General features: G+C 53.5%; 9 protein-coding genes and 3 pseudogenes. 2 read left to right on the top strand and 10 right to left on the bottom strand.

From position 1 onward, the window contains the following. Positions 1–60: 60 nt before the first annotated feature. The 3 genes from G9465_RS23525 to G9465_RS23515 form a co-directional block, all read right to left on the bottom strand. A complete protein-coding gene (locus G9465_RS23525) occupies positions 61–1,296 on the bottom strand; it encodes a hypothetical protein (RefSeq protein ID WP_166975421.1) in 1,236 nt (411 codons plus the stop codon). A gap of 115 nt (positions 1,297–1,411) precedes the next feature. Beyond that, complete coding sequence (locus tag G9465_RS23520) at positions 1,412–1,801, bottom strand: pilin (RefSeq protein ID WP_227015882.1); 390 nt, start codon at positions 1,799–1,801, stop codon at positions 1,412–1,414. Positions 1,802–2,190: 389 nt separating this feature from the next. After that, positions 2,191–3,534 (bottom strand): cytochrome P450, encoded by a 1,344-nt coding sequence (locus G9465_RS23515; protein ID WP_193571778.1) that lies wholly within the window; start codon positions 3,532–3,534, stop codon positions 2,191–2,193. A 641-nt stretch (positions 3,535–4,175) separates the two neighbouring features. Between G9465_RS23515 and G9465_RS23510 the strand changes: the two genes are divergently transcribed. Beyond that, positions 4,176–4,832 carry a winged helix-turn-helix domain-containing protein gene (locus G9465_RS23510; protein WP_166975418.1) on the top strand — a complete coding sequence of 219 codons (657 nt, stop codon included), beginning with the start codon at positions 4,176–4,178 and terminating at the stop codon, positions 4,830–4,832. Between the two features lie 211 nt (positions 4,833–5,043). On the opposite strand, the gene G9465_RS23505 is transcribed toward G9465_RS23510, so the two are convergent. Continuing rightward, positions 5,044–5,247, bottom strand: coding sequence for a hypothetical protein (locus G9465_RS23505; RefSeq protein WP_227015881.1), 204 nt, complete (start codon positions 5,245–5,247; stop codon positions 5,044–5,046). A 659-nt stretch (positions 5,248–5,906) separates the two neighbouring features. After that, positions 5,907–6,683 (bottom strand): annotated as a pseudogene (locus G9465_RS23500) (IS5 family transposase); the annotation flags it as partial. Between the two features lie 58 nt (positions 6,684–6,741). Between G9465_RS23500 and G9465_RS23495 the strand changes: the two are divergent. Continuing rightward, a pseudogene (locus tag G9465_RS23495) lies at positions 6,742–7,892 on the top strand (IS630 family transposase). A gap of 133 nt (positions 7,893–8,025) precedes the next feature. On the opposite strand, the pseudogene G9465_RS25955 reads toward G9465_RS23495, so the two are convergent. The 5 genes and pseudogenes from G9465_RS25955 to G9465_RS23470 all read right to left on the bottom strand — a co-directional run. Continuing rightward, positions 8,026–8,444, bottom strand: a pseudogene (locus tag G9465_RS25955) (ATP-binding protein); the annotation flags it as partial. Between the two features lie 230 nt (positions 8,445–8,674). Then, positions 8,675–9,571, bottom strand: coding sequence for a 4-hydroxy-tetrahydrodipicolinate synthase (gene dapA / locus G9465_RS23485; protein WP_166975412.1), 897 nt, complete (start codon positions 9,569–9,571; stop codon positions 8,675–8,677). 96 nt (positions 9,572–9,667) lie between these two features. Continuing rightward, positions 9,668–11,173 (bottom strand): aldehyde dehydrogenase, encoded by a 1,506-nt coding sequence (locus G9465_RS23480; RefSeq protein WP_166975772.1) that lies wholly within the window; start codon positions 11,171–11,173, stop codon positions 9,668–9,670. A 472-nt stretch (positions 11,174–11,645) separates the two neighbouring features. After that, complete coding sequence (gene folP / locus G9465_RS23475) at positions 11,646–14,039, bottom strand: dihydropteroate synthase (RefSeq protein ID WP_166975409.1); 2,394 nt, start codon at positions 14,037–14,039, stop codon at positions 11,646–11,648. Positions 14,040–14,404: 365 nt separating this feature from the next. After that, positions 14,405–15,868 carry a sodium/proline symporter gene (locus G9465_RS23470; RefSeq protein WP_166975406.1) on the bottom strand — a complete coding sequence of 488 codons (1,464 nt, stop codon included), beginning with the start codon at positions 15,866–15,868 and terminating at the stop codon, positions 14,405–14,407. Between the last annotated feature and the right edge of the window lie 392 nt (positions 15,869–16,260).

The raw sequence follows: 16,260 nt of genomic DNA, 5'->3' as shown, positions 1-16,260 counted from the left end.
GACGCCGACAACCTGCCTTCAGTGTGACTCCCCCGGACAATTCCCGTTACGTTCGGCGAGCTATACGCTCGGAACGAGTGGGAGTCGTTCGCCCGGACGGTGACCCGGTCCGTTCGAGTAGTAGTCGCCGATTGATTCAGCAAAATCTCGGGCCGAGCAGCGGAGTACGCGCCTCAGGCCCGGGCGGTGCGTCACGACGAAATCTCGCTGGATTCGGTCGTAGTCGTCACCCAACTCGTAGAACTGGCCCTGTGCCGCCAGCGAGTGCTGGTCGCTGTTCGCAAGCGGGCCCTGTTTTGCCGGGATGGCATGTACTTGCAGGGGACGGACCGTCTCCGAGACAGGAGCTTCCCCGCCCGACGTCGAGTTCCATGCAGCCCAGCCTTCGGGACTCCGGGTGTAGAATCGCCACCGACTATGGATCGTATCGCCCGGCTCGAAGGCGGCACTCCGCCACAGGTCTGGCACCGTCATACTGACACCGGTACTATTGCGGTGATCCGCCAGTGAGACGGTGATCTCCGATGCGTTGAGTTCGTAGGCCGTGACCTGCCGCGAGTCGGACACCGTCGTCGTGAACGTCGGATGGGCAACATCCGTGTCATTCTCCTCCGGATCGTCCCATCGTTTTTCGACAGTCACGGTGACCTGCATCTGTACAGTCAGCGTCGACTGTCCGCTGAGGTTGTGGTACTGGAGCACTGCAGTCGGCGATGACGACGTATCTTGTCGCTTGCCGTCGACGTACAGCGTGACGTGGTCGACGTTCGTCGACTGGACGTGACAGGAGATCTCTACGTCGTCTTCATCCGGGCAGCGGGGTGCCGACCCAGAGTAGGCACCAACCGTCCGCACCGTTCCATTGGGATTGGCGTATTGCGTCGTCCCTTCTGGCTGGTGAACCACGGTCAGGGGATTCACCGCGAAAATCTCGATGTACGTATCGTCGACAACCCCGGACGTCGGCGAGGTCCGTGTCGGGTACGCCGACCCACTATCTTCACGATACCGTTCGAGTTCGCGGTCGTTCCACGCTTCGACGTTCGGTGGCTGCCTGAACGTAATGTCGCTGGCACAGGGGATACGCCCGATCTGACTCAGTGAGTCAGCAGGCTCCGAGTCGTTCGACGAATAGCGGTAGTCCGGATCGCCGGACCAGTATGCCCGGAAGAACGCTGCATCGAACGTATGTGTATACGCTGGTGGGTCCGTTCCCGGCCGCGGTGAGTCGTCGGCAAAGCACTGGTGGCCCTGTTGAACGAGCGGCCTGTCGACCGACGCTTGTCCAGTCGTCATCTCTGCCGACGCAGCCACAGCTGGCGTCACCAGACTGCTGGTGATGACTATGGCCACGAGGAGATGATGTAGGGCGGACATCAGGTCGGGTGGGGGGCAGATGTCGGTGGTGGGGTTAGCTAGAGCTGCCAGCGAAGGGCGTCACACATTCAGAGAACGAGAAGCCGATTTCGTTCCCGAATTTCGCCACGATCTCCGGCGCAACCAACGCCATGATGACGACGCCGAGCCCGATCCCCGAGAGGATGAGGTCCCGGCGAGCCTGGTTCTGTGCGTTCGGGTTACCCGTCGACCGCATGTAGGCGAGCCCACTGCGGCCGGTGAAGAACATCCCCGCCGGTAGACCCAGGGCCGCAAGCGCGCTGAAGACGACGCTGATACCTGTTTCGACCGGCGTTCCACAGTACACCGAGCCGACATCTGACTGTGCCAGCGCTGGCCCGCTACACAGGACCACCACGAGCGCTAACTGCATCGTGGTCCGGAGGCATGGGCTGGCAGTCATGGATTGCAGTCCGTGACGGACACGATGACGAACAGTGTGGAGGCGATTTTGCGAATGTTTCTTCGAGGGTGATTCGGTGTGTGACCGTGGTGTTGTACTCATAGTCTGGATACAGATGGCTCTGGTTAGCTGGTGATACTACAGATGACCCTGATTCGCGACGCCGGGTGAATACCAGTCTACTTATCCGGCCGGTGTGCAAGCGCTCTCGCCTGACACCGATGTAAGATATCTTTGGAAATTTACTGTTGGATTCGTGGCGTAATCAACTCCGGATTCATACACTCCTGTGTTTCCGGGGATTGTCGGATATAATCACCCATGGTGACGGTGTCAGCGGGGGTGAACAGCCAACAAGAATAGCAAGACTGAGGAGAGTGAGAAGAGCGTTACCGGCGGTTTAGACGCATTGGAATCCCTTTCTCGGTTCGAATCGTTATCCGCGGTTCAAGCGTGAGCTCTCTCTCTGCTTCCCAGTCGAGTTGGAACTGCTGCCCGATCATCGCAAGGACGATCTTCGCTTCAAGTAATGCGAACTCTCGGCCAATGCAGGTCCGGCGACCACCACCGAACGGCGCGTACGCGAAGTCTGGCAGACTCTCTTTGAACCCATCCGTCCATCGGCTGGGACGAAATTCAAGCGGGTCGTCGTAGAATTGCTCATCTCGATGGATATGGATGAGTGAGAGATGGAGTTCATGCCCTTCAGGAAGGCGAAAACCGTTCATTTCGACATCGGTGGTTGTCTGGCGTGGAATCGTATGAACGGGTGGGTAGAGTCGAAGCGCTTCAGTGAGGATACGATCTGTCATCTCCAACTCTTCAAGATCACCGAGAGAAGGCGGGGTGCCATTGAGGACTGCATTGAGTTCGTTGTGGAACTCTTCGCGGATAGTCGGATGCGTGGCGAGCAGATACCACGTGAACGCGAGCGCAGTCGCCGTGGTCTCATGTCCTGCAAACACCATCGTGACGAGTTGATCCTCGATCTCCCCAGTAGTCATCTGCTTTCCATCTTGGCTATCGCGAGTCTGCTCAAGTCGCGAGAGGAGATCCATGGTGTCTGAATCTCCGGATTGTTGTCTGGGAGTAGCCGATGTCTCATCCGGTAACAGTGCTCTGACTTCTTCTTGAAGTCGGGTGGCCGACTGATTGAAGTGTCGACGAGCAGGTGTCGGAATCCAGTGTGGAAGAATCCATGATGTCGGCGCAAACCAGTCATTGAGGCCATCAGCGGCCTCGCGAAGGTCCTCGTCCTCGCCAGGAGTCAATTCCCGACCAAACAATGTTGCAAAGAGAACTTCGAGTGTGAGAGCACGCATCTCCGTTTCAACATCACGAGTCTCACCATCTTCCCACGTCGCAAGTCGTTGCTCAACACAAGCGACCATCTCATCTACATAGCCAGTGATCCGGTCACGGAAAAACAACGGCTGCAGAATGTCACGCTGCTGTCGCCACTGTTGCCCCTCAACTGAGAGTAACCCATTACCGAACGCTCGGCGAAAATCGTCGGTTTTCCCAAATGCGTCAACGTCGTCTACAAGGACCTGAGCAAGATAGTCTGGGTGGGCGAGCACGAATACGTCATCAACGCCAGGAAGTTCCATCCGATAGAGATCGCCACACTCTGTTGTGGCCTCTTCTACGAACTCAAAAGGGTCTCGTGCGTAACGAAGCGCGTGCTGGAGAATCGGATGCCCGGATGGTGCTGGTGGTAGCTGACCGCTCACAATAATCGCTCTCGGTTGGTCCCGTGTAAATAGTACCGACTGACGCCGCTACGGGCACAATACTGACAGATAATAAATGTTAGGAATGGATTCATTTCTTCGGGATAACCAGACAAATAAATTTGAATTCTAGGCCGAGTTCTCGGTGAATTCATACGGATGGGAATAGAATCTAATCTTGGTGTGAACGTGTGACATGCGATGGCCGTATGACAACGAATCCGCTAACGAACGAACAGTTAGTTGTTCGCGAGATCATTAATAAACTGGTCGATTCCGCTCGACTAAACGTGTTACGCGCACTTGCGGGACAGACACGGACACCCTCGGAAATCCAGGCTAAAGGGGTAGTTGCACGTCAAACCGCCTCGAATTATTTTGCACGGTTTACAGCCCGGGGGTTGACGAAACAAGCTACCGAGCAGCGCGGATACGACCTCACTGCCGGTGGGAAAATCACTCTCGAGGCAATTGAGACGTGCCTGGAAGTCCTCGACTGTGAACAATTGGCCTGTCTCACTCGCTCTACACACGCGTTAGACCTGTTAGATAGTCTCGCTACCGAACCAGCCCGACCACATGAACTCGTCAGCGCTGGGTCCGAAGCACCTTCTCGCTCCACCGTTCGACGAACGCTACAATTGTTTGAATCGCACGGCTGGAGCAATTCTACTGGAGGGAGCTACCATCTCACACCCGTAGGCAAGAAGGTTTTAGATGAATATGATGACCTTGCACTAACAGTTGAGCAAGTTATAGAGAAAGCTGCGTGGTTGCAGCGACTCGACCAGTGTCATTCAGACGTCCCAGTACAGGCACTTGCTGACGCGAAGGTCGTCGTTTCTGGTCCGGATTCACCCGGAATTGTCCTCGGAGCCGCGCTGGACCTCTGTGACCGGGAACTCAGTCAATTCCGAGCACTCACATCGATTTACAATCCAACTCTTTTCAGAGCCTATCACCAGCTGCTCAAATTGGGCCTCCCGGGAGAGGCAATTGTCGACCATTCAGTCTACCAGCATCTCCATGAAGAGGAACTGCAACACTTTCTTGATGATTCAGAGTTTGCAGATTTCGATATTTCATGGCTTGAGGAGTCACTGACGCTCGGTATCGGACTGTATGACGATCGGAAAGTAGCGATTGGGGCCTACAATGAAACGGGAAAAGGAGATCACATCGCGATGCTTGTCAGCTCCAACGATACCGTTGTCGAATGGGGAGTTGATCTCTACAACACCTATCGAGATCAGGCCTACCGCACAACGGAGCGTACCCCAGAGACTGTGAGTCAATAACGGACTTGAAGATACCGTCGTCATCAAACCGCTGGATTACGACCACTCGAAGCTCGATGAGTTCGGTTCAGAGTGGCCGTCTGCAGTCCCTCGGTTTCCTTCACAACCAGGCTACTCACGACCCAGACGATCTCTGGTCCATCAACGGTTATCGACTGAGTTAAGCTACGGTTCTGTCGCTCGCAAGTCCACGAGTAGTCACCTGCTCAGGTTAGCTCTCCGAGTCAGTGATACGCAGCTCTCCCTCAACCTCGTAGAGCCAGCCGTAGTCAAGCAGCCGTTCGATAGCATACTCCGTGTCTGCTTGGTCGGCTGGGAAGTCGTCGTGCCTACGCAACAGCGTCTGGGCCCGGTCACGCGAGAGGCCGTCGTGGGGGGACTCCGTTCCAGACTTAAAAATCTCGTAAGCCTTCATGATCCAGTCCGGGAGTGACCGCGAGTCATTTGACCACATGTGTATACACCTAGGCTATCCGATGTCTGTTGATTCGTGGGACAGCCCATTAAATCATCGCCCTCGGTGTCTGGACGGGAGATACTGACGGACGACCATCAGTGATCACACCTTCTTCCCACTGAACTCCCATGCTGGTAGGACATCTGTGTCTCCACAGCGTTTGCCACCTGAGCGCGTGTATGAAAACCAAGAACGAGTGCAAGGAGACTGGTCGTGTCTGAGAGTCGCGTTGCTCAGATGGCAGTGTCCCGGGTCACGTCGTCGCCGAGTGGCACTGCTTCCGGAAGACGCAGTGCCACTACGAGATAGTCGTCGTACTTCTCGAAATAGTCGACGAGTTGGGTGATTCAATCCGATTCGGTCGCTTTAAGTGAGTGATTCGGGCTCTTCTATCTTTATATCCTCCTATTTATTTCTATACTACCCAATTATATTTCCATTTTCTAGAATTCAATTCAATTATATCCGAATGAGTCCCAATATGAGAAATAATAGTCTCTAAATCAGAAATTTGCATATACTTAGTTCGATAGGGACTTTGTCGAGATTCATATCGTCTTTTTGCAGCCAATATCTTGATTTATTGGCTCTGTAGTTTCGGTACACGGCGGTTGATTTCACGGGTATCGAACGCTCCGTCGGAGATTGTAGACGGTGGCTTTGAGCAGCATTTCACGGAACTCCAGCCACCAGTGACGCGCACGCACGGCAGCGCCGAGCGTGCGCTTGAGGCTTGAGAAGACGGTTTCGTTCATCGATCAACGGTTGTACCGATCACGATCCATGCGGGCGTTGTGAGTGTGATCGAGTGGATTCATGATGCGGTGCTTGATCAGTGGACGGACGCCGTTTTCGCGGAGTTCGTCTCGGAAGGCTTTCGCATCGTAGCCTCGGTCGGCGGCGAGGCTCCGCAGGTCGCCGACGTTGCGTCGAGCGACCTGCGGGCCGATCTTCGCGTCGTGTTTTTTCGAGGTCGTCGAGTGGATGTCAGTGATGTACAGTGTTTCGACATCCACGAGCGCAGTGACTTTCAGCGCCCGACGCGGTAGTGCGTGCGGTTAGCGTAGTGGCGGCTGGGCTGGTCACGGTCGAAGCCAGTCGAATCGATGGCGGCGTGGCCAGTGCGTTTCTCGGCTGACGCGCCGAGAAACGCACGCCACGTCTTGGTCGGAATCCGGGCAAACCACGTGCGGAGGACGGTGTAGTGAGGCACCCGCGTGAGGCCGATTTCTTCGAGGACGCCGGGCATCTCGCTGAGCAAATCCACCGTGACGCGGTAGGATTTGCCCAGCTCGATTCGGAGTGCATGGAGTGTGAGCATTGCCCACTCGGCGAACCCGCCACCCCTTTGGGTCGGCGGGTTCGTCCGGATTAGCGACAACTGATTTAGCCTTAGTGTAGCTTCAACCGTGAGTGTACCTGCTTATCTCCTCTGGGCGCGTATCTACTGGAATGGGAGCGAAGAAATACGTCGTGGAGCTGTCTGAGGAAGACCGCAACACGCTTGAGTGGTTCATTTCGACCGGTGAACGCAAGGCCGAGGATAATACACGAGCACGGATCCTACTGAAAGCCGATGACGGGCTCACTGATTCGGAAATCAGTGAGCACGTCGGTTGTTCTCCCAAGACGGTCTCTAACACGCGCAAAGCATACTGTGAGCGAGGGCTCGCGGCGATTCATCGCCGCAAGCCCGACCGTGAATACGAGGTCAAAATGGATGGTGCCGCCGAAGCCCACCTCATCCGACTCGCCTGTAGCGAACCCCGGAAGGACACGCTCGCTGGACGCTGCATCTCCTTGCCGACGAACTCGTTACCCTCGACGAGATCGACTTCGAGTCGATCTCTCACGAAACCGTCCGACAGCGGCTAAAAAAACACCCTGAAACCCCATCTCTCTGACTACTGGTCGATCCCAGCCGAGAATGACGCTGACTTCGTCTACCATATGGAGGACGTTCTCGACCTCTACCACGAACCATACGACGAGACGCGTCCAGTCATCTGCTTCGACGAATCCAGCAAAGCACTCCGTGGGCACGAACGCGACCCGCTCCCGGCGCGACCGGGAGCGGTCGCCCGTGTCGATCACCGCTACGAACGCAACGGGAAAGAACGGATTCACCTCGCCACGGAACCGTTGACTGGCTGGGTGAACGTCGAAGTCACCGAGCGACGACGCACCACCGAGTTCATCGACCGGATGGTCGAACTCGCAGACAACCACTACCGGATGCGGACCGCATCCGGGTGGTGGTCGATCAACTCAACACGCACAACCCCGCTGGCTTCTATCAGTTCTTCCCGCCGAATGAAGCCCAAGCGTACCTTGATCGGTTCGAGTTCCACTACACGCCCAAGAAAGGAAGCTGGTTGAATATGGCCGAGATCGAACTGGGTGTGCTCAAACGACAGTGTCTCGACCGTCGAATCTACCACGCAGCGACTCTCCGGTCGGAGGTCGCTGCGTGGCAAGATCATCGGAACGCGGCTAACCGACTCATCGACTGGCAGTTCACCACCGACGACGCACGAATCAAGCTACGCCGGCTCTACCCGGTCGAAATTGAAATCGAAGAGGACCGGCAAGTTCAGGGTTGAAGCTACACTTAGCAACCGTAACACGAGTGAAGAGGCGGAATTCCGATACCACAACACTCTGCCTCTTCGCTTTCTACAGCGATAACGTAGTCGCGGCGCTCTCGTATAGCGAAACTACAGAGCCGATTTATTCTTTAATTTTACCGATATCGACGGGACGCATGATGGTCTCTCGAAGATCGTTTCCTCTGGCGACCGATTGGCGTGCTTCGTTGGTTTCTAAGAGGAACGCAAAGAGGTCAGCAACGGCAGGGTCGTCAAGGTAGCCGTCGCCGTCGAAGGCGACTGTTCCTCCAGTTCGGGTGAGCGTCCGTTCGTAGGTTTCGCCGTCGAGGCCAAGTTGGATGTGTCCCTTGTCGGCGTCGTCTTTCAGTGTCGCCTGAGTGCTCCCATGGCGGCTATGATCGATTGGAGGAACGATGTTCGACTGGTCATGTTCTTTCCGGTAAGTACGGTCACACTGGAGGAAATCGAAACGTGGGCATTGTGGATACCGCCAATGTTCTCGACTCTAAATTCTGTTGGTCCAGAAATCTGTCCTGAGGGGACTATACATTGAGAAAGTAGCCCGTCGATTAAAATCCTGTATCGGAAGAAACTGTTAGTATTTGGCTATATAGAATTCTCCAATAATCTCGCAGCTCATTGAACTGGCACAGGTCCGTGCTGATTCGACTATCAGCCGATCATATCGACAGCTTCTGCATCCCTTTCTGTAGACAATGAATCTGCTGGAGTTAGATATAGACAGTACTGAGGACCAAATGCCGAATCCAGTCAGATCATAGATTCGTCGTACCGTCTTGCCTATATTCTTTTAGAGTTTTCTTGAGTTCATCCTTCTTTTTATTGTCCAGCGGATATTGGGGTTTGCGTACATGGGGATCTACGTACCCCAGCAAACTCATGATATATTTAACAGTTATAGAAGGATGTTCTATCAAAAGGTCTTGTTCAAAGGTACACACCTTTTGGTGGAGATCCAATGCCTCTGAGTAGTTGTCTTTTTTTGCCAACTCCCAGAGAGTTTTGATGTCCTTTGGAATAACATTAGAGCAAGTTCCGATAATTCCTGTCGAACCGACAGACATAGCTGGAAGTAATAGTGAATCCCATCCGATCATCACATCGAAATCGATATCACTTGTTCGATTACACAATTCATTTACCTGATTTAGTTTGCCGCTTGATTCTTTCACACCAACTATATTAGGATGAGTGGCTAGTTCAGCGATGACATCTGGTGAAAGATTAAAACCCATCCCATCTGGATGATTGTATAGCAATAGCGGAAGATCCGTAGCGTCCGCTATTTCTCGGTGATGTTTGATCAGGCCTTGATCACTTGGTGAGCTATAGTATGGCCCGATAATTAGAGCCCCATCAGCACCCACTTTCTCAGCGTGTTGGGTGAGCTCGATGGAACTCTCAGTCGACGGTGAACCGGTACCTACAATAACTGGTTTCGATGCCTCTTCAGATGTGAACTCAATAATGCGTTTATGTTCTTCTAGTTTGATTGTCGGTCGCTCACCGGTGGAACCACAGGGAACGATTCCATCTACCCCATCCTCCTCGAGACGATGGATATTTTTAGCGAACGCGTCGTAATCAACATTATCATTCTCATCGAAAGGGGTCACTATTGCTGGGAATACCCCATGGGTAAGATTTACCATGTCAATTCTCGATTCACTCCACTACTACTAAAATGTGGTGGTAGGAGAAGTAATCTCCCGATTAATTGCGATTAGACGAGTCGCCCGTAATCTCCTCTAGATTGATGGTTCGTCGAAGTTTATACCAACAGTCTTTGTTCGAGAATAATGATCAAGAGCTTCCTGACCAAGATCGTTCCCGAATCCAGAATCTTTGAAGCCACCAAAGGGAGTTTCGGGAAGAATTGGACCATATCCGTTGACCCAGACACTCCCTGCATCAAGATCCTTAATAGCGTTCTGAACGATGGACGTATTCTCGGTACCCACACCAGCTGCTAGCCCATACCGAGTGTCATTGGCCATCTGGATAGCTTCGCTGTAGGAATTAAAGGTGAGAATTGTTTGAACTGGACCAAAGATCTCCTCTTGAGCTATTCTCATATCATTCTCAACATCAGTGAACACTGTCGGTTTCCAGAACCAACCATCAAGGTCGGTTTCAGCTGGTTCGCCACCAGTAAGGAGGGTAGCACCCTCCTGCTGGCCTATATCACAATATTCATTCATCGACTCGAATTGTTCCTTGTTTGTAAGCGGCCCCATCGTACTCTCCTCTGCAAGGGGATCACCAACAACATAGGATTCAGCTTCTTCAACAAATCGCTCAGTAAATTCATCAACAATATCTTCGTGGACGATCGCTCGTGAGGCGGCTTCACAGACTTCGCCAGTGCTATAGAAGATGCCAGTTGCAAGGGGAGAAATGATTTTGTCAAGATCGGCATCAGGGAACACGATGAACGGGGATTTCCCCCCCAGCTCTAGCGTTATTGGGTTAATATTTTCAGCTGCTGCTTTCATTGCAATCTTCCCAATTTTTACACTCCCTGTAAAGGCTACTTTCTGAATTTCATCGTGTTCAGAAACCGCTGCACCGGCTTCGCTTCCTTTTCCAGGGACAACGTTGACCACTCCATCAGGTAAAATACCTTCTGAGAGCTGTGCAGCACGAATCGATGTAAGAGGTGCGAACTTTGACGGCTTCAGAACGGCTGTATTTCCTGCAGCTAGTGCCGGGCCAATCTTCCAGCCAAAGGCCCACATCGGGAAGTTCCATGGCGTGATCTGTCCTACGACTCCCAAAGGTTCTTTTCGAGTATAGATGTTCGCATCATTACTGGCCTGAATTTGACGCCCTCCATGAGTACGGATTATTGATGCGTAATATTCGAGTGTATCAATACCACCTTGGACTTCCCAACGTGCATCACCGATTGGCTTGCCTGTATCGAGTGTTTCCAAGAGAACTAATTCGTCTTCGTGATCACGCAGCGTTTCTACCCACTCGAATAGTAGCTCTGATCGCTCAGTTTGTGTCGTCTCTTTCCACTGATCGTTGAATGACGATTTACCCTCCGAAACAGCAGTATCCACATCGACCCGACTACACTCGGCCACATCAGCAATCGGTTCGTTTGTCGCTGGATCATAGGTTTTGAAAGTGCCATCATTTTCCGCTCTGACCGATTTGCCGCCGATCCAAGCTCCGAACTCGAGCTCGCTAATGTCTTCGTTAATAGCGTTTCTGTGCGAACTAATCTCGTCAAGATCTCTCAACATAGGTGCTTCACCCGCAATGATGTGGAAATACAACTTATAACTTCCGCCTGACTACATATATTCGCACCTAACCATGTGAAATTATTATGTGAGGAATAAACCACGCTACTGATAACGAAGTTTGGCTGCGCAGCTTCGCACCCGTGAAAGAGAGACCAAATCGTGAAACAGGAATCCGATACAGCACGTGAAATAGCTGGCAAGCGGGTTACATCGTCACTGCAAGAGCTGTTGCTACACGAGAAATCAGGCCAGGATACCTGAGCGATCGGCTAGGTGCTCAGGCATTCATTTTGGAGATATCGACAATGACCAGTTAAGCAGCTGAGGCAGCATCCCCCTGGACCGCAGAACTCGCCGCTTCGGCGACGAGCGAGATTACATGAGAGAGGTATCCAAACCCCAGTAGAAACCCTATCCGCCGTCGGCTCCGAACCATCATTTACAGGTGGATCGAAACCCTCTCGCGGTGCTACTGATTGGTCGCCGCCGCGACAGTCCGAATGACCACTCCGTTCTCTTCGACATCGTGGACGCGGACAATGTCGACGCCTCGTTCCGCTCCTAGAGCAGTCACGGTGAGTGTTGGTAGAAGGCGTTCCTCACTCCCACAGCCAACTTGATTGAACATGGACTTGTGGGAGTGACCGAGCATCACGCCACAGCCGAGCGCCTGGAACTCGTGGATCCGGTCAACCAAATCGAAGGACTCGGTCGCGTCCTTACCGAAACCGATTCCGGGATCAACGACGATCTGCTCCCGATCGATACCCGCCCGCTCGGCATGCAGCACCTTCTCTGAGAGGTCGTGGAGGACATCGGTCACCACATCGTCGTAGGTCGCAGTCCGGTCGGGGTCAACCGGCGCGGACAGGCTATGCATCAGCACAAGCGTCGCATCATGCTCGGCAACGACGAACCGCATCTCGGGGTCCTCAAGACCAGAGACATCGTTGACAACGTCCGCGCCAGCTTCCAGTGCCGCCTCGGCAACAGCTGCTTTCTGGGTGTCAATCGACACCGGCACACCGCAGTTGGCAAGCGCCTCAACGACGGGAACGACCCGCTCAATCTCCGTATCGACAGAGATTGGGTCGGCGCCGGGCCGGGTGCTCTCGCCGCCCACGTCGATCACGTCGGCGCCAGCCTCAACCATTGTTTCCGCCCGCTCAATCGCGTCTTCAACCGAGTCGTACTCTCCGCCGTCGTAGAAGCTGTCCGGTGTGATATTCAACACTCCCATAACGGCGATTCCGTTGACGTCGAATGCCGGCGGCGGTGTCGACCTGTCGAGTGCTGCCTTCAGCTTCCGGCCGAACGCTGCGAGCCCGAGTCCGTCGGCCGCGACATCATCGGCGAGTTGCCGGATCTGGGATGGTGTCCCCGAGAGCATCGTCGTATCAATATTCTCAGGGGAACCTGCAGCCGAGCGCAGGCAATTGCCGCCGAGTGCCTCGAGACGTTCCTCAACCGCCGCGGCCAGATTCGTCCTGAGGAAGGTCGTGTTAGTCCGCCACTCGATGTTGTCGGGCGACCTCTGGGGGAATGCAGCGTCGGCGAACGCGTCCCGGCCAATCTGATCCCGATCGTGGTTCTTGGGGACTACCAGACGCGTCCACCGGTGGCGGGCCTCGCCGACGACGGACAGCGACCCGGTGACGAGGACGAAGTCACCTTCATCGGCCGCAGCGAGCGCGCACTCGGTTGCCTCAGGAACAGAGTCAATCTGCCGAACATTCTCGCAGTGGCCGTCGAACGCGGCAGCCAGTGTATCTACATCTTCGGCGCGATCCACCTCGGAACACGTCGCATATGCGGTGTCAATCTCTGGGAGCAACTTAATCATTCGACCGTAGTCCTTGTCAGACATAGCACCGAAGATGACGTGAAGGTCGTCGTAGTCGTATCGCTCAAGCAAATCAGCGATTGTCGAAGCAGCCCCGGGATTGTGTGAGCCGTCAAGTACGACCATCGGATCTGTACTGACGATTTCGAACCGTCCCGGCCAGCTAGCGTTCCGAAGTCCACGGCCGATCGTGTCCTCTTCGACGGTGGCGATCTGCCGTGCCAGGGTCGCGGCCACGCCGGCGTTCGTTGCCTGATGCTGGCCGAGCAACGAAAGGTGCGTTTCTATGCCCCAGTCACCTTCCTCGATGGTGATAGTACTCTCAATATTAGAGCGCATTCCTCGTTCGACCGCTAGGATGTCTGCATCCTTCGGACCGACGGTAACGGTCTCTGTTTCCGTCTGGATCGTGTCTAGGGCAGCTCCGTCAGCACCGGTTACGAGTGGCGCGTTAGCGGGGGCGACATGAGACTTGTCACGGGCAATTTCCTCAATGGTGTCCCCGAGCAGGTCAGTGTGTTCGAGGCTGACGCTCGTGACCGCACTCGCCACAGGCTCAACCGCACTCGTCGCGTCGTACTGACCCCCGATACCAACCTCAAGTATGGCAATATCAACATCTTCGATACCGAAACAGTACAAAGCAAGTGCGGTGAGAGTCTCAAAGTGCGTTGGCATATCGTTTTCACCTCGGAGCCTCTCAAGACAGGGCTTGATCCGTTCGACGGCGTTCGCAAGGCATTCCTTAGGAACGTTCCGACCATTTATCTGGATCTGCTCGCGGAGGTCCTGAAGCTTCGGCGACGTGAATAGACCAACGTCCAGCCCGGCTGTACGGAGTACACTCTCAAGCATTCGCGCGGTGCTTCCCTTGCCGTTTGACCCCGCTATTTGTACGCAGTCGAATTCCGTCTGTGGATCATCAAGGTGGGAAAGAAGACGAACTGTCGTTTCCGTTCCCATCTTCGGCCGACGGCGCTGCAGCGATTGCAGATAGTCGACTGACTCGTAGTACTCCATAATACATGCACGTACTGAGGACCTAATCAAGATGTTGGATAGGATACCTGGGGTTCGCTGGCAACTGTGTAGCTGTACATCTACTGGCCAACGGTGTCCCATGCGTGCGGCAGTAACCGGTATGGAGCAACTTCAGATCGGAATAAAGGCACGTTGAGTGGTTGTAGAGAGGGAGAGGTTTCCGACGACGAAGCTTCGGTGATAGATTCTACGATACGTTCACGTCTAGTAACGAGGACTCAACATCACGCGAGCGCCCGTTTAGCAGGCTCCCTCTCGGCTAAAATAGTGTTTATTAGGAGAACCGCGAGAATAGCCGTTGCTTCGGCCGCACAGTCAGTAAGACAGTCGTGTACAGCGGATATCTAGTCGTCCGATTCTACCTTCACACTCTCATCTGTACCCATATTAAGTGTCCCCTCCGACTGCGAGAGATAAGTTACTAGAACAATGGTGATAACTGCTGCAATCATCGAGAAGATTGGGAAGTAATCTGGGAAGAGGAGCCTATTCGCGACTGTGCTTATTATCCCCATGAGGATCGTAGCGAAGACGGCCTCGCTAGTAATCTTCTCCCACCACAGAAGAGCCACGAGTGGGATGCCAAAGGCCGCTGCAAGACCCATATAGGCGAACTGAATAACTGCGAATATAGTGGCAGAATTCACATATGCAAGTATCACTCCAATAATCGCCACAGCAGCAACGGCAAAGCGGCCCAACAGGATAAGACGACTTTGGCTTGCCTCAGGATTGAGAACATTCTTGTAGTAACTCGTGAAGTCAGCTGAAACAACGAGCATCATCGAATCAGTAGTGGAGAGGATGACTCCAAGAACTCCAGTGACTAGGATTCCTGCAACCCACGGAGAGAACATTTCCTGTATAGCGATTAATCCGACTGTTTCTGGGTTGCCAACCTCCCCGAACAAAATTCGTCCAGCGACTCCAATAAACAGGGGACCAATGAACGAAATGGCCATCCAGGTTACTGCAGTCACAGACGCGGCGCTAATGTTTCTCTCGGAATTAATCGCTTGGAGGCGCATTAACCCGTGAGGCTGGCCGAGGAGACCCAACGCGAATCCATGCCAGGTGAGTGCCCAGATTAGAAGTGTCGACAGATCATAACCTGGGTTAGCGGAAACTAAGGTCGGGTCAATCGCTCGAGCCTGCGAAATGAAGGCCGAGAGGCCCCCGATCTCCATTATCATGACGATCGGTAGTAGGATAACGGCGACGATCGCAAGCAGGGCCTGAATGAAGTCAGTCCAAACTGACGCATTGAAGCCACCTAACAGCACATAGGCCAAGACCAGAGTTCCACCAATTACGATACCGAGAGTATAGTCAATTCCATAAAGGGTCTCGACAGTCTCGCCAACAGCGATTATTTGCGCACCAACGTAGACAGTCATAAATACTGCAATAGCAAGGACACCGGTGGTCCGGATCCAGCTGCTGATGCGGCTATCCTGGAAATATAGGGCGAGGTGGTCAAGAACTGTTTGACTACCCAATTCTTCTGACTGTCGTCGGAATTTGGACCCGATGAATCGGTATACGAAGAGGTGGACTAAGGTGATCGGGAATGCATACCACAGTCCAGACAAACCAGTCGTATAGCCGACTCCAACCCATGCTAAAAGGACAAACCCGCTTTGTAGTGAAGAAGCATCTGAAATTGCGATTTGTTTCACTCCGACATCACGACCACCAAGCATGTAGTCCGTCACTCGATTGTTTTCGGTCGTGAGATAGAAGTACAGGCCTATCCCGAGAAGGCCTATGACATAAGCCACGAATATGAGGAACGATATTGAAACCATTATCGATACCCCCAGACAGTGACATATCCATCTGCGTGCCTATCGTCAACGAGGTAAAGAACAAGCGCAGCTACAGGCACCAAGCAAACTAAAACTAGGAGTACCAGGACAGTGAGTAACTGTGAAGGCTGGGCTACAAATTTTGAATAGGACAGATACACCACTAATGGAAGAAGCCAGGCCACAATGGTCATTGACAACACTATCCATGGGAAGTCCCTATTGGACTCCGTCAGTTGGCTATTTGATGTCACGGCATGAGACACCACAACAGTACAATATATAAAACTAATCATTATGGATATTCTTGCGGTTCTGACTTGGTGGAAACGCTGCTACACCATGAAACAAGCATGGAGCGAAAGAGACCGACCTCTATTCCGTGCCACAGA

Source organism: Haloarcula sp. JP-L23 (genome assembly GCF_011602445.1).
GTDB lineage: Archaea > Halobacteriota > Halobacteria > Halobacteriales > Haloarculaceae > Haloarcula > Haloarcula pellucida.
Note: the sequence above shows the minus strand (reverse complement) of the source record. Positions and strands in the feature narration are given on the sequence as shown.

Excerpts from the sequence above, each read along its gene's own strand:
- G9465_RS23525 (WP_166975421.1), bottom strand. The coding sequence starts at position 1,296 with ATGACGACTGGACAAGCGTCGGTCGACAGGCCGCTCGTTCAACAGGGC.
- folP (WP_166975409.1), bottom strand. The coding sequence starts at position 14,039 with ATGGAGTACTACGAGTCAGTCGACTATCTGCAATCGCTGCAGCGCCGT.
- G9465_RS23470 (WP_166975406.1), bottom strand. The coding sequence starts at position 15,868 with ATGGTTTCAATATCGTTCCTCATATTCGTGGCTTATGTCATAGGCCTT.
- G9465_RS23505 (WP_227015881.1), bottom strand. The coding sequence starts at position 5,247 with ATGAAGGCTTACGAGATTTTTAAGTCTGGAACGGAGTCCCCCCACGAC.
- dapA (WP_166975412.1), bottom strand. The coding sequence starts at position 9,571 with ATGGTAAATCTTACCCATGGGGTATTCCCAGCAATAGTGACCCCTTTC.
- G9465_RS23520 (WP_227015882.1), bottom strand. The coding sequence starts at position 1,801 with ATGACTGCCAGCCCATGCCTCCGGACCACGATGCAGTTAGCGCTCGTG.
- G9465_RS23480 (WP_166975772.1), bottom strand. The coding sequence starts at position 11,173 with ATGTTGAGAGATCTTGACGAGATTAGTTCGCACAGAAACGCTATTAAC.